Source organism: Vibrio chagasii, assembly GCF_024347355.1.
GTDB lineage: Bacteria > Pseudomonadota > Gammaproteobacteria > Enterobacterales > Vibrionaceae > Vibrio > Vibrio chagasii.
The window spans coordinates 1,026,579-1,047,390 of record NZ_AP025465.1; the positions used below are offsets into that span (position 1 = coordinate 1,026,579).

Below are 20,812 nucleotides of genomic sequence, written 5' to 3' on the forward strand. Positions count from 1 at the left end.
AGCATTATCCCGAGCTTTGAATCTAAAGCTAAAAACAGTATTACCGACCAAAAGCGCAATTTTGTACAAAAGCTACAAGAGCCTATAGAGTAGACTGATAAGTCGTTCGATAATTAACAGGCTTGGGAATTGTTATGGAGAACAAGAAACGTTCTAAAGAAAAGGCCGAATATAAAGTCGCTGAGGAGCTCGGCGGAATTGAAATCCTTAATGCTGAATACGAAAAGCAGAACTTCTCACGTCATAGCCATGAGGGGTACACGCTTGGGGTTATCGAGCAGGGCGCTCAACGTTTCTATCGCACAGGTGGTCACCATATCGCACCACAAGACGCTATTATTCTGGTCAATGCTGACGAGGTACATAGCGGTCATTCGGCAACGGAAGGCGGTTGGGCTTATCGCGCCATGTATCCGCTCCCTGAGCAACTGGCCAAAATTACTCAAGAACTAAACCTTCCTAATTATGGTGCCCCTTATTTCCCTAGAGCGGTCGTTGAAGACCCTGAACTCGCCAATCAACTTAGGCTAGTGTTTAACGCGATTGATGAATCGGATAATCGGCTGCTCCGTGAAACCTTAATGTATGGGATGTTGGTTAAGTTGATTAGCCGACATGGCAAGTCGAGTCTTAAACCTCAGTTGGATAGTAAAACCCAGCGACAACTTATTCTGGTTAAAGAGTTTTTAGATGACTTTCCGCAGGCTGATGTCTCTTTGGAAGAGTTATCGAAATTGGCGGCCTTAAGTCCATTTCATTTAGTTCGTTCATTTCAGAAAGAGTTTGGCCTTCCTCCCCATGCTTACCAGATCCAGTCTCGTTTGAGGCTGTCTCGCAAACTGTTAAAGCAAGGGCATACCATTTCAGATACTGCCCAAGAGTGTGGTTTTCACGACCAAAGCCATTTTCATCGGCACTTCAAAAAGGCCAATGGTTACACGCCGGGGCAATACATTAAGATGTTTTGAATGTCGGCGAAAAATACGGTCGCTTGATCGAGCAAGTTTGTACAATCGAATCCACTCAGGTGTTTTTACATTGAATAGCCAATGTGAAGAGAGAAAAGAACAATATGGACAATCAAAAGATGGATAGGCGAACACAGCTGTGGAAGGGCGTTTTAGCGGGAATGCCTCTGAGTATCGCCGTGATACCGTGGGGAATCTTAGCTGGCTCATACGCTATTGATGCTGGATTGAATCAACTGCAAGCACTAGCGATGTCAGCGATCTTGTTTGCCGGCTCCGCACAACTGGTCGCGGCAGGGATGTTCAAAGCAGGCATTGGCCTTGGCACCATGTTGCTGACCACACTGTTCATCACCTCAAGGCATTTTTTATACAGTGTGTCGATGCGCGACAAAATCAGTCACCTTCCTGCTCGATGGCGCTTATTGCTTGGCTTTTGGTTAACAGATGAGCTGTTTGCGATTTGTAGTGGGCAGTCTCAGCAAGAGTTTAATTGTTGGTATGCCGCGGGTGTTGGCGGCGGCTTTTATCTGGTTTGGAACATAGCGAGCTTCGTTGGCATTGTCGCTGGAAGCCAAATCCCATCCCTCAATGAAATTGGCCTCGACTTTGCGGTTGCCGCGACTTTTATTGCGTTGGTATTCCCGTTAATCAGAACACTGCCTGTTGTGGTGTGCGTGTTGGTTTCATTGGTGACTTCGGTTGCTATGTCGGTGAATAACGTTGAAGGCGGGCTCATGATTGCAGCAATTGCTGGCATGTTAGCGGGCTTTTTCAGTGAGTCATTTCAAGAACGCAATAACGGCAAAAAGCCAATCATGGAAGGAAAATAGAGATGATCTGGTTAACGATATTACTGATGACAGCGATTGTGTTTTTTAGCCGATACTTATTTCTAGAGCCAGCGATTCCGCTTCGACTCAACCAAACGGCGCGACGTTTATTACGTTATTCGAGCCCTGCGGTACTGACTGCGATCTGGGAGCCGATTGTGTTTGCCCCAGAGCAGACATTTTGGCCAAGTTTTGAAAACCCGTATTTAATCGGGGCTCTTGTAACAGGTTTGCTGATATGGAAAACAGGAAATGTACTGCTAACCATTGGTGTCAGTATGGCGGTGTTCTTGATCTACAACCTTGTGGCGATTGATTTCTTATTCTCTTGATGGCCAATCTAAATTTGGTTTGTTATTTGTTATTTGTTATTTGAGGGCGATATATGATTACTTGTTATGTTCGATATGTAATTGATCCTAAAAAGATTAAGGAGTTTGAGAACTACGCAAAAATGTGGATTCCTTTGGTGGCTAAATTTGGCGGTCAGCACAATGGCTACTTTCTACCATCTGAAGGCGCGAACAATATTGCGATGGCACTGTTTTCGTTTGATAGTTTAGCGGCCTATGAAGAGTATCGAACCTTATCCTTAAAAGACCCGGAGTGTATTCGAGCTTTTGAATATGCGGATGAAGTTGACTGTATTGTGAGTTATGAGCGCAGCTTCTTTAGACCCGTTTTTGAGTGATTGACCTTGCAAGACGTGGCTTGGTGACTTCTAATGTATTGCTTCACTGTTTGTGTTGTCAGTTTTTGGTAAGGAGTTAATTTGGCTAAGAAATATTATGTGGTTTGGAAAGGTCGTAAACCGGGTATCTTTACCACTTGGAATGAGTGTAAAGCGCAGGTCGATGGTTTTGCGGGCGCGAGATATAAATCGTTTCCAACACTGGGAGAAGCTGAATCTGCCTTTGGTGGTAGCTCGTCTTTTGCGACTAAGTCTACCTCAGGTTCTAAGTCTGCATTTCAGAAGTCCAGTGGTGCAAACAAGTCAAAGACTCCACCTCTTTCTCAGCAGCAAATTACTGACATGCCATTTGATATTAAAATCTTTACTGATGGTGCATGTGAGCCTAACCCAGGCGAAGCGGGAACGGGTTTAGCGGTTTATTTGAATAATGATCTCACTGAGCTATGGTATGGCTTGTACCAACCGATGGGGACTAATAATACTGCTGAGCTACAAGGTTTAGAACAGGCCTTTATTCTCGCGAAAGAGAAGCTGAAAGCTGGGCTGTCTGTGGCGATTTATAGCGACTCAAAATATTCGATAGACTGCATTACTAAGTGGGCATCAGGCTGGGAGAAAAAGGGCTGGACTAAATCTGGTGGTGAGATAAAAAACCTCGATATCATTAAAGCCGCTTACGCACTTTATCAAGAGCTCGCTTCTCAAATCACTATCTACCATGTGAACGGTCACGTCGGTATTGAGGGCAATGAGCTTGCTGACCGAATGTCTATTGTGGCGATCTCTTCGAAAGAGCAAGGTTTGAGCCGTTATACCGAAACGGACGATCTTGCAGAGATCTTAGCATTGCGCGCGGGTTAACAAGCACTGCTCGTGAGAGTACGAACTATCTAGAGCGTTACCGCTTTGAGCAATGTAACGCTTTGTTTTATTTTCTATTCTACTCGACAGCTTTAGCTGACCCTAAGCTGGGTTCTCTATCCAGTTAGACAACTGCTGGGCTTGCTTGAGAGAGTTAAACATAGTCTCAACTCGTGCTCTGGCTCTCATCCCCATTTCTGCTCTCTCGTCACTGCTTAGCTGAGCCAGCCGCTCGATGGTTTCTCTTAATTCCTCTACGCTTTTCTCATTCACTAAAAAGCCAGTCTCTGGAGTGACAATCTCTTTGCAGCCCATGATGTTTGTGGTGATCACGGGTACGCCAACCGCCATGGCCTCTTTCAGAACTAAGGGGCCGGTATCGACGCAGCCTGTTTCTGAAAAACAGAACGGCGCTACTAAAGTGTCGTACTTGGGCAAATTCTTTTTCACCCATTCGTGTGTTTGAGCCCCGTGGAAAGTAACGTTGCGAGTCAGATTTTGATGATTGACCTGCATTTTTAATTGCGCCTCTAAATCCCCCGTGCCGACGATATCTAAATGGATGTTGAGTGGCCCAGCAATAGGCTCGAGTGCGTCGATTAAGTGATGAACGCCTTTTTGTTCAACCAGTCGACCGAGAAAGATTAGGCGTAGGAGCTTGGTGTCGTTTTTAGGTTGTAGCTTAAACTGTTTGGTGTTCACACCACAGTGCAACAATTTAATGTTCCCTTTCGCCATGTGGTTGAAGTCGTTAAGCATGTCTTTGCACACAGCAATCACGAAATCACTTGAAGATATTTTGTGTTCAATGTCATAAGCAAACTCGTAAACATCATGCCCATGAGCGACAAATGAGCAGGTAATGTTAAGCAGCTTGGCAGCGACAATGGCATGTGCAGTAGTGTGTTGGCAGAAGTGCGCATGTACGTGGTCAATGTCTTTTTCTGCAAGTTGTAAAGCTAGCTTAAACCCATACCCGAAAAGAGACTTCTTGGGCATGCTGTTTTGTCTTGAGACAAATGACAGTGCTTTGACAAATCCTAACCAATTAATGCGGGTTATTTTGCCCATACGAACATCTTGGCCGATTTTAACAATATCGTAGTCGAACGATTTTTCGCTGCTTTCAATTTTGAATGTCATTACGCAGACGTCGTGTCCACAAGCTTTCAAGGATTCCACTTCCGTTTGGATAAAAGTTTCGCTAAGTACCGGGTATGTCGGCGCAATGAACGCTACTTTCTTCATTTTTCTCTCCCTTGACGAAGGTCACTACAGCTAACTAAGCAAGATGCGAACCAAGATTAAAGCTCTTTTGGGAGAGGCTTTTTGATGCTTTTCTTGATCTTATATGACGGTTAACCCTGTTTTTCTCAAAATGGAAATCAATTTCGAATTGAGCATGCTTCAATGCTATTTGTCATTTTGCAAAAGGGCACATAGGTGGCTGATATGAAAGCGATCCAGTAGGTCATGGAATACGGCACAGAACATGCAGTACAAGCTGTACAACGTACAAATGTGAGAGCGTCTTTATGGCTAAAGTAAGTGTTGTTATCCCTACCTACAACTGTTTGGGCTATCTACCAAAGGCCATTGGTAGCGTGCTTAAGCAGACCCACCAAGATATCGAATTGATCATTATCGATGATAATAGCAATGATGGAACCTCGACTTATCTCGCGTCGATTCAAGATCACCGGATCGTTAAGTTATCAACCTTGGGAGTCGGGGCACCACAAGCAAGAAACCTGGGTATAGAGAAAGCAACAGGGGAGTTTATCGCCTTTTTAGACGCAGATGATTTTTGGTTCCCTGAAAAAATTGAGCGCCAACTCGAGTTCCACCAACGATACCCTGAAATGGCAATGAGTTTCACTAACTACGAGCACCTAACAGAAGACTATGAAGTCATCGTTGATTGCTTTAGCTATTGGTCGCAATTTCAAAATCGAGAAGAGCAGTTCATCAACATCGATAACCCACTAGAGTTCATCATTGAAAACAATGTGATTGGTACGTCAACCGTCATGGTGAAAGCCGATGTGTTTTCGCAAACCGATAGCTTTAATGCAGACATCAAGTATGGTGAAGATTGGGAGTTGTGGCTTCGAATGAGCGAAAACCATCAGATTGGTGTGTTGAACTCTGTTGAGGTGGGTTACTTAATGAGAACAACATCTGTGACTCAAACTGAAGACCTCAAGCTCAGAAACCTAGCTTCTATAGAGACCATTCTTCAGCGTTATCAAAATAACAGCCAGCGATGGAATTTATCTCAGTCTAGTTTTAAAGTTGCAAAGGCCAGAATATTAGAGGGCTATGCAGACTATTATCGAGGCTTACAACAGAATAGACAGGCTATTGTCTACAGTTTCCGCTCTTTGGTGATGGCTCCTCAAAAACGTACATTGCGACATTTGATAGGTGACTGTAAGAGTTTCCTAAAGCCTGTTTGGTAAGGGATCGGTGACTCGTATGGGTTCGTTAAAACAGTCAGCCTATTACGCTATTGGCATATTGATGATGAAAGGGATTTCTTTGGTGATGATCCCTTACATTACTCACAAAATGACGTTGGCAGAATATGGATCATTAGAAGCGATCGTCTTACTGGCGGACATCGGTACGATCCTGTTTAGTTTCGGTATTGTTGAATCGATGTATCGTTACGTTGGCGTCGCCCAAGGCGATGAAAAGCGAAAGCTGATATCTAACTGCTTCACGCTTAGCCTAGTGGTGTGTTTACTTGGTGGCGTGCTTATTGCGCTTAGCATGCCTCTGTTGCTGCTGACGTTGCCTGTTGAATTCAAGCCTTATCAGATCGTTCTTCTACTCATTCCAACGATGCTCGATGGGGCAATATCCATCCCTCTTACTTTGATGCGAATGAACGCCATGGCGAAACGTTTTTGCCAACTCAACGTATTGAAAGCCGGTGTTCAGGCTATTATGACGTTTGTCCTGCTCGAAGCGGGTTATGGCATTGATGGCGTGCTGATTTCTGCCGCTGCTTCTAGTCTGCTATTGATGCTTTGTCTGGTGAGTTATCAATGGCAGCAGATGGGCAGTTTAGGTTGTTTTCAATATTCAGCAAAGATCTTGAAATTTGGGTTACCAACCTTGGTTGGCGGGGCATCCATTTACATGATCACCGGGCTAGATCGCTGGGTGATGGCAAGTTTTGTTGGAGTAGAGGAGCTAGCCATTTATGCGGTTAGTGGTAAGTTTGCGTTAATTCTAGGATTGCTACTGCAACCTTACGCGCTTTGGTGGTTTCCAAACCGAGTCGCCATGCTTCAGCAACCTGGCGGTAGCAAGATGTGTGCAGACAGAGCCTTAATCGGAGTTAACCTAGCCATAGTGTTAGGGGGCTTGATGATCTTAACTGTCCCTGGCTTCATTTCTCTTATCTTACCAAGCAGTTATCATCAGGCTGGGGTTATAGTTGTCGCATTGCTGGCTATCGCTGTTATTAAAAGTGCAGGCGACTACCTCAATTTAGGCTGTTTCAGCGGTAACTCAAGTCAATCTCAGATGTGGATACAAGGCGGCTGTGCGGTATTGGCAGCAATTGGTTATTTTACCATCACCCCAATATACGGAGTGTGGGGCGTGATAGCGGTTCTGTGTGCTATTTATACTTTGAGGCTACTGGTTCTGTATTTTGTTAGCCAATCGATGGAGCGTTTGCCTTATGATCATCGTAGATGGATAACTGCACTCAGCATTGCCATTGTCGCTATTGCTGGTGACCGTGTTCTAGGACTTTTCCTGGTCGATGTCCATGAGTTTGTTTTAGGAACCGTTGTTGCATTGATTACGCTGGTGGCCTTTGTGAAATATTCGGTGATCGTTATTCCACAGGCTCTACTTGATAAGCTCATACCGAAAAAACAGTCACACGCCAACTAAATAAAACACTGTTCATTATTGACTAAATTAGATAGTATTTATAAATTAAATGAATGCTTACTATGGAAAGATATATGAATAAGTGGATTGTACTTTCAGCGTTTTGCTCAACTCTGTCTTATGCTTCTACTGAGCTTGTTAACCAAGATTTATTGTCTCACCATTTTAATGCCCCAGAGCCCCCATCTTTGAAAAAGCAACACAGCGTTTGTAACAGCCTTGTCTGTAATTCAATATCAGAACCACAATTAGTTTCTTCTGCGGGGGATTTTCCTGAACGCGAATCGAACCCAACAATAGATACGATAACCAGCGCAATCTACTTTGTGGGTGAAATGGGCGTTGCTGAAAACCTATCAACTCCAGAATATGAAAAATTCTTTGAGAATTAGTTGAAAGTGAGGATGGCCGACCAGTATCTCTTTTTATGGCTTGCTAAAAAGATAAACTTTAATTATGAAGGGACATTTTAACTTTAATGATTCAATTGCCTTGGCATATTGAAACTAGGACATACCAATGGAAATATGGAAGTTGCTGCTGTTTATTCCAGCGTGCTTTGCGCTGAACATGACGCCTGGCCCAAATAATCTTTTGTCTATGAATAATGCCCGTTGCTATGGCTTTAAAGCTGCATTTATCGCAGGGTTAGGCAGAATCGTTGCTTTCTCTGGCATGATTGCGTTGGCGGCGTCTGGCTTGGCCGTCGTTCTTTATACTTCTGAGACCTTGTTCTTTTTTATCAAGCTGTTTGGCGCAATGTATCTATTGTGGATCGCGTTTAATTTATGGCGTTCTCAAGTTAGCCCTATCGTAGGCATCGAACGCAATAAAAACTGGTTTGGTCTAGTTAAACAAGAGTTCGCACTGGCAGCTGGTAACCCTAAAGCGATACTCATCTTTACCGCATTCCTGCCTCAATTTGTTGATGTTTCAGTCAATGTAAACACACAGTTCTTCATTCTAGGTAGCACATTCCTAGTGTTAGAGCTGCTCGCGATATCTATCTACGCTGCCTTTGGTTTATATCTCAGAAATTGGTTCTCCAAGCCGCAAATGGCGAAGCGTTTCAACAAAGCGTGCTCGGTTTTTCTTGCTCTATCCGGTGCTAATCTGCTGGTTAGTCGACAGTAACTCTCGGAATTAGAACAGTTAGTAATAGACAGTGTGAGGACGGTATTCAATGAGCAACAAAGACCTATCTAAAATGGGTTCGGCTAAGGTCACTCTTGTACATCGAAACGGCGTACCTTGTATTCGAAAGCAAGGGGCGGGTGAAGTTGAGATTTCTTTTTACCAACATGCTGCGCAGCATTTGTCTGGTGTGCACAGTCCTAAATTGTTGGCTGTGGAAGGAGATACTCTGTTCATCGAGCACATTCCTCACTCTTTAACACTAAATGAGCTTCAAACAACTTCAGAGGTGTATCAGCAACTATCTCGTATTCATCAGTCTCAATACTCGCCGAGTTTTGCAGTGAAAGAGCATAGATGGAGTACCTGTGACACTGAAGCTGCATTCACGTCTCTGAATTTACCTCAAGTGACTCAAGACAGCTTATTGCGTATCCAGCAGCATAGTGATGTTTTGTTTCACCATAACACCTTGCTTTCGGGTGATTCGAACGAAGGTAATTGGGGCAGAAGATACAATGGTGAGCTCGTATTATTTGATTGGGAGCGTTTTGGTTATGGCAGCCCAGCTATCGATTTGGCACCGCTCGTTTCTCGGATGGGCACTTTGTCTGACTATGAGTTTATTGTTGACCAGTATCTACTTCATAACAATCTGATTTCCCGAGAAGATTTAATAAAACAATTGATCATCGCGAAAAGCTGGATCGTTGTCGAAGTCACGAATATTTTAGTCTCGCGTAACAACCCTGAAGCTTCGAAATACATCCACTGGTTTAGAGATCAATTACCAACTTGGTTAGCTAGCGTGGAAGGTCAGCTGTAACAAGGTTGGAGTCAAATCTATAAAGGTCTATCTATGAATATTGTCTGTGCGGAAAAACAGGAACTGGCTGAAATTTACCAGCTTGAACATGCTTTGTTTGGTGACCATGCCTATCCGCAATTTTTCATTCGTCAGGCATTTGATTGCTGGGGAAAAGGCTTATTAGTCGCTAAGCAAGACTCAAAGATTGCGGGCTATGTCTTAACGACAACCACGGACATGCAGAATGAGTTTTGGGTCCTATCATTAGCGGTAGACCCGAATTATCGCGGTATGGGAATTGGCCGGAAACTGATGCAACAGGCGGTTGAGTAGTTGCCGCGAGACGCTAAGCTTTTGCTCACTGTAGATCCAAATAACACATCCGCTTGCGCGCTCTACGCATCAATGGGATTTTCTACGATCAAACAAGAAGAAAACTATTTCGGTGATGATGAGCCGAGGTTAGTGATGCAGCTCATCATCTAGATTGTTGTTAACGGTTGTCAATCAAAGGCTCATACTTCGAAGGCAGTCTCGTAGCTCTAGGTCAGCATCACGATACCGTGCATCAACACGACACTAGAGGTGAGCTGAGTTCTCATATCAAAGTATCCGTCGGGACCTTGGCTCTGGTTCTCTTCTCTCATCGTCCTTTCAGCTCGCCAAACCGCCATATAACCAAGGATAAGAATCAGAGTTGTCACCAGTTCCTTTTGTTCGCCAAGTAATACTGCCAGCCAAGCGACGAGCACAATCGCGTTGCTTAGCAGTAGCGCTTTGTTGCTTGATTGGCTTTCAAAGTTCTCTATTCCATTTGCCCACAAAATCCCTGAAAGAAAGCTCAAAATTGCCACGCTGTAGGTGATGAAGAGCGTTTCACCGCTTATCCCCATAAATTGGCTGTCGGTGAGCGAAAGGAGAAGACCGAATAAAAACGGAATTAATCCCATGTACCCCAGTTTGGCCATGGTGTTACGGGTTTGAGTTGTTGCCATATAATCTGTATTCATAGCTGCTGCTCGATCGCGTTTTTGAGCGTAGCGCTCACTGGTGATGTGGAGCTAGGGAAGGTGGCGACGACTTTACCTTCTTTACTGATCAAGAATTTGTAAAAGTTCCACTTAGGCGTTACGCCCGCTTGCTGTTGTATCTCTGTAAACACGGGGTTGGCGTTGCTACCAGACAGTGAAGCTCGCGCCATCATAGGGAAGGTCACGCCGTAGTCGAGGTAACAGACTTTTGCCGTCTTCTCTTCGCTTCCCTTGTCTTGGCGAAAATCATTACTTGGGAAACCGATCACGGTGAAGTCTTGGTCTTTGTAGGTTTGATGAAGTTGTTCGAGCTGCTCAAACTGCGGAGTGAAGCCACATTGGCTAGCGGTGTTTACCACCAATAGAGTTTTGCCTTGAAACTCATCACACAGCGCAATTTCTTCGGTCGAATTTAATAACCTCTGTTTACCATTGAGTATCTCGGGACAGCTCGCTGCAAACGCGATGGAGCTTGTGAGGCTTGTAATCAATATGGTTGAGCAAAGTAGTGAACATTTCATAGGGTTGGCTCATTTTAGTTGGCGTAATGGTTATTACTCTTGAGCACGATGAAATGATCACTTTGCGTATTATTTACCGTCTCTTTAACTCGCGCTTTTAGTTGTACATTTGTTCTCTGAGATAAGATATGGAGTGACCAAGCGACTGATATTCACTTTCGCGCCGAGGCGAGCGGCGAGTAAATACATACCTCCGATCTTCCGGTGTAAGAACAGCGCATCGGCGGGAGGGGTGTGCCAATACTCTTGTTCCATGCTCAAAATGGTTCCAGCTTCACGAAGCCTTTGTGCTAATCCACTTGCTTTGAAGTCGTACTCTTCGTCTACCAACATCGGCTCACAAGCCATCTTCACTAGGTTTAGAATCGCTTGGCGTTGTTCGGGAAGAATGGTCTCGCTAAAGAATCCAATCTGCTCTAATGCTTGATTGAGGCCTTGCTCATCGTTGTTAATGACAGAGGAAAAGGCCAAACGATAACCCTCGCTGAAGCGGTCACTGTACTCACGGGTTGCTCCGAAATCTAACAAACCAATTTGTCGGGTGTTTTCAACGTATAGGTAGTTGGCGAAATTGGGGTCGGTTTGCACCATCTTAAAGTCGAACAACTCTCTGAATAGGAGCTCAAGCAAGCTGTGCATTACAAAGTCACGGGTGCTTTGGTCGTAACTTTCTATTTGTTCTATTGAGACGCCCTCAATGAAGTCCATGGCGAGCACGGATTCTGAAGAGACTTGCGGATGGATCTGAGGCACGACGAAGTGTGAGTGTTCTTTTAATGCATTGTAATAACGGGTCGCATAGTCAGCCTCGCGAGCATAGTCTGCTTCATCATGGAGTTGCTTTTTTGCTTCCTCTAACAACCCTTTGTAGTCGACCGATTTTGGTATCAGACCAACAATGTTGAGCAGTGTGCCCACGTTATCTACATCACTGTCGATGCTTTTTCGAATCCCTGGGTATTGGACTTTGACGGCGAGTTTGTCCCCGGCATCGCTGTAGGCTTGATGAACTTGTCCGATGGACGCACTGGCAATCGGTTTAAAGTTGAAGGAAAGGAACTCGGTTTTCCAATCGTTCCCAAGTGAGCTATCTAAGACTTGATTGAGCTGCTTTGTTGGCAGTGGGTCAGCGTCTGAGCGCAGGCGAGAAAGAATGTCGGCTAACTCCGGTTCTAAGACATCCCCCACATCCATTGAAAGCATCTGTCCCAGCTTCATTGCAGCGCCACGTAGGTGTGCAAGTTGGTCGGTCAGGCGAGCAATGTTCTGTGGCGTTAACAACAAGTCTTTTGCCTTGGGCCTGTTGCCCTGTGCGATTTGCTTGGTGCCTTCTGTTAGCACGTTACCTGCGACTCTTGTCGCCAGCGAGGCGAACTTGCTAAATCTAGAAAGTCGATGAGTGGGAAGGTTTCTCTCTTTTGCCGACATAAAAGTTCTCTCTGGGAATCAGGGTTGATACTAATCTTAGTAAATTACTGTTCACGCTAGTTTGTTAAAAATATCGATAACATCGTTAGATTTTTTGATTGTAGAATAACTACTTACTGTGATTGGTATGACTGCAAAGTTCTGTCAATCATTACACAACCTCATGTATTGTTGTGATAACTTGTCGCCTGAATCAGTAACTCGATTGAAAAGGACAAAGCATGAAGTTTATTTGGTTGAAAGTCGCTCTTACCGTATTAGTATTTGCTGCACTGTTTGGCATCGTTTACTACAAAGTCGCCAGTGGTATGTCTTAACTCGATACTATTTGGTACAGCTGTTTCCGTTGCAACGTGATTGTCCGGTTAACCAGAATGAGATCTTATATCGATTCTTGGCAAACCTTAGGTAGCACCAGTCTGCAATCGGCTTAAATATGGCCCAACGCAATGGCGCATAAAGCCAACCTTTTCCTACTAGGTTCCATGCTTGGTAGGTCACATCTAACCCAAGTAGTAGCCTTCCGTTTTCATCAAGAGCATGCAGCACTGTGTTCGCGGCATCCGCATCAATTTGAGGATAGTTGGCAAACCCGTCACTATAGATGTCGATGGTATGAATCTTGTTCTTGATATCGTACTTAGCGAGCGCAGCCATTTCTTTAGCGCACAGTGGACACGTTCCGTCATAAAATATTGTTAATTCAGTCATTGATTTCTTTACTATTTTTGCCATTTTCAAACTATACGCAAATGTCGATTAGGTGGATCATTCTGCCCACATATCCGACACTGTCAGTGTGACGACTGTTTTACGATATCATCTAGAGGTAACATCTGTTCCATGCAATTAGAAATTAAGAGTCGAATTTACATGACAACCAAGCTAATTAACCGCTTTATCATCGCCTGTATCGCGCTCATCTTGAGTGGTTGTGTCAGCTACAGCATTACCGAGCAAGAGATGACAGAATATCTTGCTGATTCAGTCATGCTTGAACAAGAGGTAGGTGTACAAAGCGTGATGTACGCACAAGTGGCAGTGGATGATCTAGAAGTACAAATTGGCCGAGCCGATGAACAACGCGTGTCCGTGTTGGCGAATACCAATGCAAAAGTTCAAGTGTTCAATATGCCGAATATGGGGTTGGACCTAGATTTAGAATTCAGCGCGATTCCTGAATATGACAAGGAAAGTGGTGAAGTGTACCTAAAGTCGTTGCGTCTAGAGCGATTTGAAGAGAAGGAGCAGCAGCTATCTCCTGAGATCGAAAAGCTGCTTAAGCCAGCGGTATCGATGATCGGTTTTGCTTTGTCTCAATCTCCAGTTTACAAACTGGATAGCAACAAGGTGCAAGAGTCGCTGATCAAGTCATCAGAACCGAATCTAGTGATCCGAGATAACAAATTGGTCATTGAGTTGTTTGATTAATCCCACATACATAAGTTTCTACTAAGCTATCACACATAATGGCTGCCTACTGGGCGGCCATTTTTCTTTCTATTGAGTTGGTTCACGAACTCTATCTATTAGGCCATTTATTGAATTAGCCGCGTATCTCACCTTTACTTTACTCTTGTGAGCAAGTCATCGCTTCAGTCATCAAATCATAAGAAAGAAAAGGTGAACGAACTATGAAGAGTCCAGTAATTGCGGATAACAAACCCATCAAAGTAGAGCTGACGAAGGGAGAGGAGTATTACTTCTGTACCTGTGGGAAATCGAAAAACCAACCGTTTTGTGACGGTTCTCATGCCGGTACGGGGTTCAAACCGAAAAGCTTTGTTGCCGAAGAGGACGGTGATGCTTACCTGTGTCGCTGTAAGTATTCTAACAATCTTCCTTTTTGCGATGGCACTCATAAACAGTTCACTGCGGAGCAAGTTGGGCAAGAAGGCCCAGAAGTTCACATTCAAGCGGCAGCCCCTGATTTATCTCCTGCGGCAACCGCAACCAAAGAAGAGCCTACCGTGGAGTTTATTCATCAGTTAGCGCGTGATGGTTTGTCCAAGGTGGGGCACCATGGGCCAATAACTTCTATGGGTGTGCCTAGGCACCTCTTGCCTCACTGGGATGACATTCAAGTCATGGTCGCGCAAATGGCCACCAAGCCTTTATTGGAAAACGTGCCAGTAGGAACGGAACTGATTATTGGCCCTAACGCCAGAAAACCATTGAAGCTCAATATTCCTCTGTTTGTATCGGACATGAGTTTTGGGTCGCTATCTGAGGAGGCGAAAGTGTCTTTGGCGACAGGAGCTGAACTTGCAGGAACCGGGATCTGCTCCGGGGAAGGCGGCATGTTACCCGAGGAACAGGCCGCCAATTCTCGTTACTTTTATGAGCTAGCCAGTGCTCAGTTTGGTTACGATGAAGCCAAGCTCAAAAACGTTCAAGCCTTCCATTTTAAAGGTGGGCAAGGCGCAAAAACGGGAACGGGCGGGCATCTGCCTGGTGTGAAGAATATCGGTAAGATCGCGGAAGTACGTGGTATTGAAGCGGGCACTGCGGCTATTTCTCCCCCTACTTTTAAAGATCTAAAAACCGCAGCGGACTTTAAAAAATTCGCTGATCGCGTGCGTGAAGTGACAGGCGGTATCCCAATTGGCTTCAAGCTAAGTGCCAATCATATCGAAGAAGACATTCAGTTCGCATTGGATGCAAGTGCCGATTACATCATTTTAGACGGTCGAGGCGGCGGTACTGGCGCTGCACCAGAAATGTTCCGAGACCATATCAGTGTGCCAACGATTCCAGCTTTAGCTCGCGCTAGAGCTTATCTCGATAAACAAGGCGTCAGTGACCGAGTTACATTGATCATCACGGGTGGTTTACGTGTGCCGATGGACTTTGTAAAAGCGATGGCGCTTGGCGCAGATGGTGTCGCTATCTCGAACAGTGCCATGCAGTCGATAGGATGTGTGGCAGCGAGAATGTGTAATACTAATAATTGCCCGGCGGGTATCGCGACTCAAAAGGCCGACTTACGCCAGCGTTTAAATGTCGAGAAAGCTTCGAATCAGCTTAAAAACTTCTTCGAGGCGTCGACCGAATTAATGCAAGTGATGGCGAGAGCGTGTGGACATGATCATCTGAATCAATTCAACCCTCACGATTTGGCTACATGGAATCGTGAGATGGCAGAACTATCGGGCGTTGCCTATTCCGGTGTTAGTCCTCTCAATCCACTTAAGTAAACAGCACGTCGATAAAGCACATTCACTGGGTTTTTGAGTGTGCTTGTTTTCTCCATTCAACTATTAACCACTCCAATTCATTTACCCATTCCAATCCATTGCTTTGTAAGCACTTTTAAATTATTTCCTGTTTTTGAAAATATTACTTTACCTCAAGTTAACTTGAGGTTTTATCATCCTTCTCAATCTAAAAAACAAACCATTACCTTGTTACTTTCTAAGGGGGGCAAGTTCAGTAGAGGGCAATCATGAGGTGACAAACAAATCAGGGGTTAGGTATGGAACAGCGTCAAGTCACGGAATATTTTTCAAGAATTGGTTTATCTCAACCAAGCGATACCACAATCGAAAGCCTAAAGGCGATCCATCAACATCAACACCGAACCATTCCGTTCGAGAATTTTGATGTGGTTCAGGGGTTGCCTATTCAACTGTCTCAAGAGGCATTGCATGAAAAGCTGGTGGTTAATCAGCGAGGGGGTTATTGCCAAGAACTTAATGGGTTGTTGTTGAATATGTTAACTCATATGGGCTTTGAAGCGAGAGCTTTACTGGGGCGAGTACATCTAGCGGGAGAGCCGACAGGGCGTAGCCATCGAGTGACATTGGTGACGATTGATGACAAGCAGTGGCTAGTGGATGCGGGTTTTGGCACTTTTACCCCTCGCGCTCCATTGCTTATTGAAACCAATATTGAGCAGTCTAATGACTTACAAACTTTTCGTTTTATCGAAGATGAACGATATGGCTTCTTACTGCAGATAAAGCAGGGTGAAGAGTGGATGAACGTGTACAGCCTAGACATGACGTATGTGGGTGCCAACGACCTAGAGTCGAGCAACTTCTTCACTTCAAACAGTCCGAAATCCATTTTTACATCAAACTGTATTGCGGCACTGCCGATTGAAGGTGGGATTGTCACGCTGCTTAACCAGAAAATTAAAATTAGCAAAGATGGCTCAACCGAGGAATGGCTACTTGAAGACGAGCCTACGTACCTTACTGCATTACAAACGTACTTTGGTTTAGCGCCAAATGTGCCTTTTCAAACTTTAGAGAAATGTTTCTAACCAAATTTAAGGATCAACAATGAAAGTATTAGCAATGGGCGCAACCAACAGTAAAGCATCGATTAACCAACAATTGGCAGCGTACACCGCAAGCTTAGTTGAGGGAGCGCAAGTAGAGGTGCTCGATCTTAATGATTTCGAGATGCCTATTTACAGTGAAGACAGAGAAAAAGAGTCTGGCGTTCATCAACACGCGCAGCGCTTTTTTAGCAAGATTGGTGAAGCAGATACTGTGATCATCTCTTTTGCCGAGTACAACGGTTCATACACAGCGGCCTTTAAAAATGTGTTCGATTGGGCATCACGCATCGATATGAAAGTGTACCAAGGCAAGCCAGTGGTGATGCTCGCTACCTCTCCGGGTCCAGGTGGCGCGACCTCTGTGCTGTCTTCTGCAGTGAACTCAGCGCCTTACTTTGACGCTGACGTGAAAGGTTCGATGTCAGTGCCAAGTTTCTACGATAACTTCGATATGGAAACGGGCGAGATGACTAACTTAAAGATGATCGACAACCTTAAGATGATCATGAAAAAGATCTAGCGGAATAAGCTATCCAATGCATCTAAGAAAAACAGCCATCATTTGACGGCTGTTTTTACGATCTGAATAAGCAGCTTTTACATGATAATTAAAAGCTAATTCGAAAGGGCTAAACTTAAACTTAACTTTAGTTATACTGGTAAATGGACTTGAATGACTAAATGACATGGAAAAGGGAAGTAACAACATGAAAAACATCGTGTATTTAACGATTGGTCAACTCTCGGAACGTAGTGGTGTTGCCCCTTCGGCTCTGCGTTTTTATGAAACCAAAGGATTGATTGCCTCTATCCGCACCAATGGTAATCAACGACGTTATCAATCAGCGATGTTGAGGCGAATTGCCCTTATTCAAGTTGCTCAGTCAATAGGTTTCACGCTAGAAGAGATCACCGAAGAGCTGTCTAGCTTGCCGATGAACCACACTGCAACCAAGCGCGATTGGGAGCGAGTGGCAAAGAAATGGCAAGGGCAACTCGACAGTAAGATGGCACAGATCCGTTCATTACAAGAAAACCTCACAGGCTGTATTGGCTGCGGCTGCCTGAGCATGCAAAAGTGCCATCTATTGAACCCAGAAGATATTCTCCATGACCAAGGGCAGGGTGCTCAGCGTATTGTTGATTAGCCTCCATTTCGTCTGAACATCGAACTCAATTCTATATGTGTTATCACTTGATAGAGCTGTGGTGGTAGGGGTATCTCGTCTAGACAAAGCGGAATTAAGGGTCTAGTTTAGGTGGTTCTTTCAATAAAAGAAGAGGTTAGTTATGTTCAGCCATGTTTTTCTCGGTACCGAAGATATTGAACGCGCGAAGGCTTTTTATGACCCAATCATGAAAGTGCTTGGCTACAGTGAAGGTTCCGTTGACCCTAAAGGGCGCTGTGTTTACGTTAGCCAAACTGGTGTATTAGGTTTAACCAAACCGATTGATGGTCAGCCTGCAACGCACGGCAATGGTATGACGGTTGGCTTTTTGGCCTCTTCACCAGAAGCGGTGGATGAGTGGCATCGTGTTGGTGTAGAAAATGGCGGTACGAGTATTGAAAACGGGCCTGGTGAGAGAGGGTCGGATGAACGCCGACTTTACATGGCGTATTTGCGAGATCCTGATGGAAACAAGATCTGTGCAACTCACTTTATGCCTTAGTTCATGATATGCTTCAGTTCGTTTTATGCCACTGTGGCGTATAATTAAGTCATCTTAGTGGTTCAAACCAAACAGGCTATTGCAAAGGATTGGCGAGATGACTTCAAACGAACTATTTTAAGAGAGCTTTGAGCGTTGCCGGATTGATCAAGCGTTTTTAGAGTCATTCTTGGCCGACTTTTGCCAACATAACCCTAGGTTTTCAGAACGCTTTGAGAAAGTAGGATTGGAGCAACAAACTAAGATGCTCAAGGCTTCCATCATCCTCATCTACAATTCTGCTGGATTACCCAGTGTGCTTAATTCCGTAAAGCGACTCGGAAAGCAGCACAAAGATTTAGAAATGGATATCTCTGAGCAAGAGCTTAATGAGTGGTTTAAATCATTGCTCAATACGGTTAAGAAATACGATCCTCATTACAATGAGCAAGTCGAACAAGCATGGACAGAAACCCTCGATGTTGGCCTTAAAATCATGAAGCAAGAGTGCGTGGTCCCAAGCTCTGTAAACAGCTAGATTCTTGATTAGTTTTTCTCTGTTTTGCTTATTCGCTATTTAAAAATGGCAAGAGCTCGGCATAGCAGATAACACCATTATTATCTTCACGGCTGATAATGGCCCTGAAATAATGACATGGCCTGATGTTGGTATGACACCATACCACGGTGAGAAAGGTACCACGTGGGAAGGTGGTGTTCGTGCTCCGGCTCTCGTAAGCTGGCCGGGTAAAATTCCTGCGGGCAGTGTGGGTAACGGCATCCTCGATGGTATGGACTGCTTGCCAACACTTGTTGCTGCTGGTGGTCCTGCGGATCTGAAAGAGAAAATGCTGAAAGGTTACGATGGCTTTAAAGCACACCTTGATGGGTACAACCAAGTCGATATGTTAACGGAGAAAGGCTAATCGAATCGTAAAGAGATTTACTACTACGAACGTGACAAGCTACAAGCGGTTCGAGTCGGTGATTGGAAAGCTCACTTCGTAGTACAGAATCATGGTTGGAGCGGTCCGAAAGAAGAGTTAAATGCACCGCTACTGTTTAACTTGCGACGTGACCCTTATGAGCGAGCAGCAGAAGAGTCAGGTATGTACTTGAAGTGAATGGGACAAAAAATGTGGGCATTTGGCCCGGCTCAAGCGGCGGTACAGCAACACCTAGCGACCTTCAAAGAGTGGCCACCTAAGACGCCAGAAGCTCAGCCAGACAATACCGGTGGTGTGGGGAATTAGCGTACACTCACTTCCAGAAACTAAATAAACAAAGCTCAGCCCCTAAGTTTTAGAAACCTAGGGTGTTGGGCTTTTGTTTTGCTAAAAGAAAAAGGCTATCAGAAGAAGTGAACTAGTCCTCAAGAGGAAGTTGATAGCTGTTTTTAAGCTCTTTGACTGAAATGTTAGATTGGATTGCGCTTACACCTTTCACTCGTCGAATTGAGCTGATTCGCTCAAAATACTCTTCCAGATCTCTCGCCAAAACCTGAATCATGTAATCGGCACCGCCTGCAATGCAGTGACACATGGTGATCCAGTCTGTCACTGCGACAAATTCTTCAAAAGGCTCGGTGTTTTCAACCTCATGGTTACCGAGTGTCACTAGGGTAAAACCTGCCACATGAAGCCCTAGCTTTTTGCGATTAAGCTGCGCGGTATAGCCATCAATATAGCCCGTCTCTTCCATGCGTTTCCAACGACGCCAGCAAGGTGTTTCACTCAGGTTGACCTTCTCGGCAAGCTTGCTGTTACTCATGCGCCCATCTTTTTGGATATGTCCAAGAATGGCAATATCTGTATCATCTAGCACTTCATTGGTGGATTCTTTCACTTTCATGGTGTTTTTAGAGGGATTCTGCTCAAATTTGATTTTATACTAGCGCATATAGCAATTTAATTCCTACTCGAATCGGTAAACTCTTCTCCCAATAACGTTTTATTTACTAGGAGAAAAAGAATGAGCGCTCAATTAATGCTGGCGTTCTTGTTGTTTTCAATATCGATTGGAATTACACCGGGAGCAGGAAACATTGCATTGCTTGGGATATCAAGCCGATATGGATTTGCGGCAACATTGCCTTTTGTCTCTGGTAACGCTTTTGGCATTATCATCATACTGGCGGGTTCAAGCGCGGGATTGGTGAGCCTGTTTACCCTCTACCCAGAGATCTACACGGTAATGAAGTACCTTGGGGCGGCTTATTTACTGTTTATGGCGTGGTCGATTGCCAACATGGAAATTGAGCAAGAAGAGTCGGTGAATCGCTCAGGATTTATGTCTGGTGTTTTGATTCAAGTATTGAACCCGAAAGGATGGATTGCTTCACTGACTGTATTTTCTCAGTTCATCACCACACAGGCAGATTACCTGATTCAAGTGGTGACGATCACCACCATCATGGTGGGGACCGGTGTGTTGTGTATGTTGGTTTGGGCGTATTGCGGCACTATGTTGCAGCGCCTTCTGCAATCACCAAAACAAATGGTGATGGTTAACCGCTGCTTGGGTGGAAGCTTAGCGTTAGTGGTTGCTTTTATGCTTTATCAACCAGCGTAGAGCGTCTTTATCAAAGAAAAAAACCACTCCTAAATCCATAGGAGTGGTGTCTAAATATCGACAAAGTCGTTAACGATAAACAGTCAGTTAATCATCACTAATAAGTTAAT

The 20,812-nt window shown here is 44.6% G+C and carries 24 protein-coding genes and 2 pseudogenes; 20 read left to right on the plus strand and 6 right to left on the minus strand.

Translation table 11 applies throughout. The annotated features are described in order from the left end of the window. Positions 1 to 134: 134 nt before the first annotated feature. From OCV52_RS04735 to OCV52_RS04755, 5 genes are all read left to right on the plus strand, one after another. Complete coding sequence (locus OCV52_RS04735) at positions 135 to 968, plus strand: AraC family transcriptional regulator (protein WP_137407010.1); 834 nt, start codon at positions 135 to 137, stop codon at positions 966 to 968. A 104-nt stretch (positions 969 to 1,072) separates the two neighbouring features. Further along, positions 1,073 to 1,801, plus strand: a complete 729-nt coding sequence (locus OCV52_RS04740; protein WP_137407009.1) for an AzlC family ABC transporter permease — start codon at positions 1,073 to 1,075, stop codon at positions 1,799 to 1,801. 2 nt (positions 1,802 to 1,803) lie between these two features. Next, positions 1,804 to 2,133 carry an AzlD domain-containing protein gene (locus tag OCV52_RS04745; RefSeq protein WP_137407008.1) on the plus strand — a complete coding sequence of 110 codons (330 nt, stop codon included), beginning with the start codon at positions 1,804 to 1,806 and terminating at the stop codon, positions 2,131 to 2,133. Positions 2,134 to 2,186: 53 nt separating this feature from the next. Then, positions 2,187 to 2,492 (plus strand): NIPSNAP family protein, encoded by a 306-nt coding sequence (locus tag OCV52_RS04750; RefSeq protein ID WP_137407007.1) that lies wholly within the window; start codon positions 2,187 to 2,189, stop codon positions 2,490 to 2,492. Positions 2,493 to 2,573: 81 nt separating this feature from the next. Next, positions 2,574 to 3,356 carry a ribonuclease H1 domain-containing protein gene (locus OCV52_RS04755; RefSeq protein ID WP_137407006.1) on the plus strand — a complete coding sequence of 261 codons (783 nt, stop codon included), beginning with the start codon at positions 2,574 to 2,576 and terminating at the stop codon, positions 3,354 to 3,356. A gap of 102 nt (positions 3,357 to 3,458) precedes the next feature. Here OCV52_RS04755 and OCV52_RS04760 read toward each other — a convergent pair whose 3' ends face one another. Further along, the gene (locus tag OCV52_RS04760) at positions 3,459 to 4,604 is read right to left on the minus strand and encodes a glycosyltransferase family 4 protein (protein ID WP_137407005.1); all 1,146 of its coding nucleotides are present in this window, start codon (positions 4,602 to 4,604) and stop codon (positions 3,459 to 3,461) included. A 287-nt stretch (positions 4,605 to 4,891) separates the two neighbouring features. Here OCV52_RS04760 and OCV52_RS04765 point away from each other — a divergent pair, with 287 nt between their 5' ends. The 6 genes and pseudogenes from OCV52_RS04765 (at position 4,892) to OCV52_RS04790 (ending at position 9,699) form a co-directional block, all read left to right on the plus strand. After that, a complete protein-coding gene (locus tag OCV52_RS04765) occupies positions 4,892 to 5,818 on the plus strand; it encodes a glycosyltransferase family 2 protein (protein WP_137407004.1) in 927 nt (308 codons plus the stop codon). 16 nt (positions 5,819 to 5,834) lie between these two features. Then, positions 5,835 to 7,271, plus strand: coding sequence for a lipopolysaccharide biosynthesis protein (locus OCV52_RS04770; protein ID WP_137407003.1), 1,437 nt, complete (start codon positions 5,835 to 5,837; stop codon positions 7,269 to 7,271). A 74-nt stretch (positions 7,272 to 7,345) separates the two neighbouring features. Next, positions 7,346 to 7,663: a hypothetical protein gene (locus OCV52_RS04775; RefSeq protein WP_128161475.1), complete on the plus strand. Its 318-nt coding sequence runs from the start codon at positions 7,346 to 7,348 to the stop codon at positions 7,661 to 7,663. 127 nt (positions 7,664 to 7,790) lie between these two features. Further along, positions 7,791 to 8,405: a LysE family translocator gene (locus OCV52_RS04780; protein ID WP_137407002.1), complete on the plus strand. Its 615-nt coding sequence runs from the start codon at positions 7,791 to 7,793 to the stop codon at positions 8,403 to 8,405. 49 nt (positions 8,406 to 8,454) lie between these two features. Beyond that, positions 8,455 to 9,231: a phosphotransferase family protein gene (locus OCV52_RS04785; protein WP_137407001.1), complete on the plus strand. Its 777-nt coding sequence runs from the start codon at positions 8,455 to 8,457 to the stop codon at positions 9,229 to 9,231. A gap of 33 nt (positions 9,232 to 9,264) precedes the next feature. Beyond that, positions 9,265 to 9,699 (plus strand): annotated as a pseudogene (locus OCV52_RS04790) (GNAT family N-acetyltransferase). A gap of 56 nt (positions 9,700 to 9,755) precedes the next feature. Here the strand turns inward: OCV52_RS04790 and OCV52_RS04795 are convergent. The 4 genes from OCV52_RS04795 to OCV52_RS04810 form a co-directional block, all read right to left on the minus strand. Beyond that, positions 9,756 to 10,223 carry a DUF3429 domain-containing protein gene (locus tag OCV52_RS04795; protein ID WP_137407000.1) on the minus strand — a complete coding sequence of 156 codons (468 nt, stop codon included), beginning with the start codon at positions 10,221 to 10,223 and terminating at the stop codon, positions 9,756 to 9,758. Next, the gene (locus tag OCV52_RS04800; protein ID WP_137406999.1) at positions 10,220 to 10,765 is read right to left on the minus strand and encodes a glutathione peroxidase; all 546 of its coding nucleotides are present in this window, start codon (positions 10,763 to 10,765) and stop codon (positions 10,220 to 10,222) included. Before OCV52_RS04800 ends, OCV52_RS04795 begins: the two co-directional genes overlap by 4 nt. 84 nt (positions 10,766 to 10,849) lie before the next feature. Next, a complete protein-coding gene (locus OCV52_RS04805; RefSeq protein ID WP_137406998.1) occupies positions 10,850 to 12,193 on the minus strand; it encodes an ABC1 kinase family protein in 1,344 nt (447 codons plus the stop codon). Between the two features lie 324 nt (positions 12,194 to 12,517). After that, positions 12,518 to 12,904: a thiol-disulfide oxidoreductase DCC family protein gene (locus tag OCV52_RS04810; protein ID WP_137406997.1), complete on the minus strand. Its 387-nt coding sequence runs from the start codon at positions 12,902 to 12,904 to the stop codon at positions 12,518 to 12,520. 162 nt (positions 12,905 to 13,066) lie between these two features. Between OCV52_RS04810 and OCV52_RS04815 the strand changes: the two genes are divergently transcribed. The 8 genes and pseudogenes from OCV52_RS04815 to OCV52_RS04850 form a co-directional block, all read left to right on the plus strand. Further along, the gene (locus tag OCV52_RS04815; RefSeq protein ID WP_137406996.1) at positions 13,067 to 13,624 is read left to right on the plus strand and encodes a DUF1439 domain-containing protein; all 558 of its coding nucleotides are present in this window, start codon (positions 13,067 to 13,069) and stop codon (positions 13,622 to 13,624) included. Positions 13,625 to 13,827: 203 nt separating this feature from the next. Next, positions 13,828 to 15,390 carry a glutamate synthase-related protein gene (locus tag OCV52_RS04820; protein WP_137406995.1) on the plus strand — a complete coding sequence of 521 codons (1,563 nt, stop codon included), beginning with the start codon at positions 13,828 to 13,830 and terminating at the stop codon, positions 15,388 to 15,390. A 278-nt stretch (positions 15,391 to 15,668) separates the two neighbouring features. Beyond that, positions 15,669 to 16,460 (plus strand): arylamine N-acetyltransferase family protein, encoded by a 792-nt coding sequence (locus tag OCV52_RS04825; protein WP_137406994.1) that lies wholly within the window; start codon positions 15,669 to 15,671, stop codon positions 16,458 to 16,460. Positions 16,461 to 16,479: 19 nt separating this feature from the next. Then, a complete protein-coding gene (locus OCV52_RS04830) occupies positions 16,480 to 17,001 on the plus strand; it encodes an NADPH-dependent FMN reductase (RefSeq protein ID WP_137406993.1) in 522 nt (173 codons plus the stop codon). 187 nt (positions 17,002 to 17,188) lie between these two features. Then, the gene (gene soxR, locus OCV52_RS04835; protein ID WP_008220909.1) at positions 17,189 to 17,629 is read left to right on the plus strand and encodes a redox-sensitive transcriptional activator SoxR; all 441 of its coding nucleotides are present in this window, start codon (positions 17,189 to 17,191) and stop codon (positions 17,627 to 17,629) included. A gap of 142 nt (positions 17,630 to 17,771) precedes the next feature. Further along, the gene (locus OCV52_RS04840; RefSeq protein ID WP_137406992.1) at positions 17,772 to 18,152 is read left to right on the plus strand and encodes a VOC family protein; all 381 of its coding nucleotides are present in this window, start codon (positions 17,772 to 17,774) and stop codon (positions 18,150 to 18,152) included. A 142-nt stretch (positions 18,153 to 18,294) separates the two neighbouring features. Continuing rightward, the gene (locus OCV52_RS04845) at positions 18,295 to 18,669 is read left to right on the plus strand and encodes a globin (protein ID WP_240700662.1); all 375 of its coding nucleotides are present in this window, start codon (positions 18,295 to 18,297) and stop codon (positions 18,667 to 18,669) included. A 43-nt stretch (positions 18,670 to 18,712) separates the two neighbouring features. After that, positions 18,713 to 19,384: pseudogene (locus OCV52_RS04850) on the plus strand (sulfatase-like hydrolase/transferase); the annotation flags it as partial. Between the two features lie 112 nt (positions 19,385 to 19,496). Here OCV52_RS04850 and OCV52_RS04855 read toward each other — a convergent pair. Continuing rightward, on the minus strand, positions 19,497 to 19,982 hold the full coding sequence (locus tag OCV52_RS04855) for an Lrp/AsnC family transcriptional regulator (protein WP_137406991.1): 486 nt from the start codon (positions 19,980 to 19,982) through the stop codon (positions 19,497 to 19,499). 120 nt (positions 19,983 to 20,102) lie between these two features. On the opposite strand from OCV52_RS04855, the gene OCV52_RS04860 reads away from it, so the two are divergent. Further along, positions 20,103 to 20,702 carry a LysE family translocator gene (locus tag OCV52_RS04860; protein WP_004739990.1) on the plus strand — a complete coding sequence of 200 codons (600 nt, stop codon included), beginning with the start codon at positions 20,103 to 20,105 and terminating at the stop codon, positions 20,700 to 20,702. Positions 20,703 to 20,812 lie beyond the last annotated feature (110 nt).

What these genes read in the sequence shown, in the direction of transcription:
- OCV52_RS04735 (WP_137407010.1), top strand. Translation starts at nt 135, where the DNA reads ATGGAGAACAAGAAACGTTCTAAAGAAAAGGCCGAATATAAAGTCGCT.
- OCV52_RS04740 (WP_137407009.1), top strand. Translation starts at nt 1,073, where the DNA reads ATGGACAATCAAAAGATGGATAGGCGAACACAGCTGTGGAAGGGCGTT.
- OCV52_RS04745 (WP_137407008.1), top strand. Translation starts at nt 1,804, where the DNA reads ATGATCTGGTTAACGATATTACTGATGACAGCGATTGTGTTTTTTAGC.
- OCV52_RS04750 (WP_137407007.1), top strand. Translation starts at nt 2,187, where the DNA reads ATGATTACTTGTTATGTTCGATATGTAATTGATCCTAAAAAGATTAAG.
- OCV52_RS04760 (WP_137407005.1), bottom strand. Translation starts at nt 4,604, where the DNA reads ATGAAGAAAGTAGCGTTCATTGCGCCGACATACCCGGTACTTAGCGAA.
- OCV52_RS04765 (WP_137407004.1), top strand. Translation starts at nt 4,892, where the DNA reads ATGGCTAAAGTAAGTGTTGTTATCCCTACCTACAACTGTTTGGGCTAT.
- OCV52_RS04770 (WP_137407003.1), top strand. Translation starts at nt 5,835, where the DNA reads ATGGGTTCGTTAAAACAGTCAGCCTATTACGCTATTGGCATATTGATG.
- OCV52_RS04775 (WP_128161475.1), top strand. Translation starts at nt 7,346, where the DNA reads ATGAATAAGTGGATTGTACTTTCAGCGTTTTGCTCAACTCTGTCTTAT.
- OCV52_RS04780 (WP_137407002.1), top strand. Translation starts at nt 7,791, where the DNA reads ATGGAAATATGGAAGTTGCTGCTGTTTATTCCAGCGTGCTTTGCGCTG.
- OCV52_RS04785 (WP_137407001.1), top strand. Translation starts at nt 8,455, where the DNA reads ATGAGCAACAAAGACCTATCTAAAATGGGTTCGGCTAAGGTCACTCTT.
- OCV52_RS04795 (WP_137407000.1), bottom strand. Translation starts at nt 10,223, where the DNA reads ATGAATACAGATTATATGGCAACAACTCAAACCCGTAACACCATGGCC.
- OCV52_RS04800 (WP_137406999.1), bottom strand. Translation starts at nt 10,765, where the DNA reads ATGAAATGTTCACTACTTTGCTCAACCATATTGATTACAAGCCTCACA.
- OCV52_RS04805 (WP_137406998.1), bottom strand. Translation starts at nt 12,193, where the DNA reads ATGTCGGCAAAAGAGAGAAACCTTCCCACTCATCGACTTTCTAGATTT.
- OCV52_RS04810 (WP_137406997.1), bottom strand. Translation starts at nt 12,904, where the DNA reads ATGACTGAATTAACAATATTTTATGACGGAACGTGTCCACTGTGCGCT.
- OCV52_RS04815 (WP_137406996.1), top strand. Translation starts at nt 13,067, where the DNA reads ATGACAACCAAGCTAATTAACCGCTTTATCATCGCCTGTATCGCGCTC.
- OCV52_RS04820 (WP_137406995.1), top strand. Translation starts at nt 13,828, where the DNA reads ATGAAGAGTCCAGTAATTGCGGATAACAAACCCATCAAAGTAGAGCTG.
- OCV52_RS04825 (WP_137406994.1), top strand. Translation starts at nt 15,669, where the DNA reads ATGGAACAGCGTCAAGTCACGGAATATTTTTCAAGAATTGGTTTATCT.
- OCV52_RS04830 (WP_137406993.1), top strand. Translation starts at nt 16,480, where the DNA reads ATGAAAGTATTAGCAATGGGCGCAACCAACAGTAAAGCATCGATTAAC.
- soxR (WP_008220909.1), top strand. Translation starts at nt 17,189, where the DNA reads ATGAAAAACATCGTGTATTTAACGATTGGTCAACTCTCGGAACGTAGT.
- OCV52_RS04840 (WP_137406992.1), top strand. Translation starts at nt 17,772, where the DNA reads ATGTTCAGCCATGTTTTTCTCGGTACCGAAGATATTGAACGCGCGAAG.
- OCV52_RS04855 (WP_137406991.1), bottom strand. Translation starts at nt 19,982, where the DNA reads ATGAAAGTGAAAGAATCCACCAATGAAGTGCTAGATGATACAGATATT.
- OCV52_RS04860 (WP_004739990.1), top strand. Translation starts at nt 20,103, where the DNA reads ATGAGCGCTCAATTAATGCTGGCGTTCTTGTTGTTTTCAATATCGATT.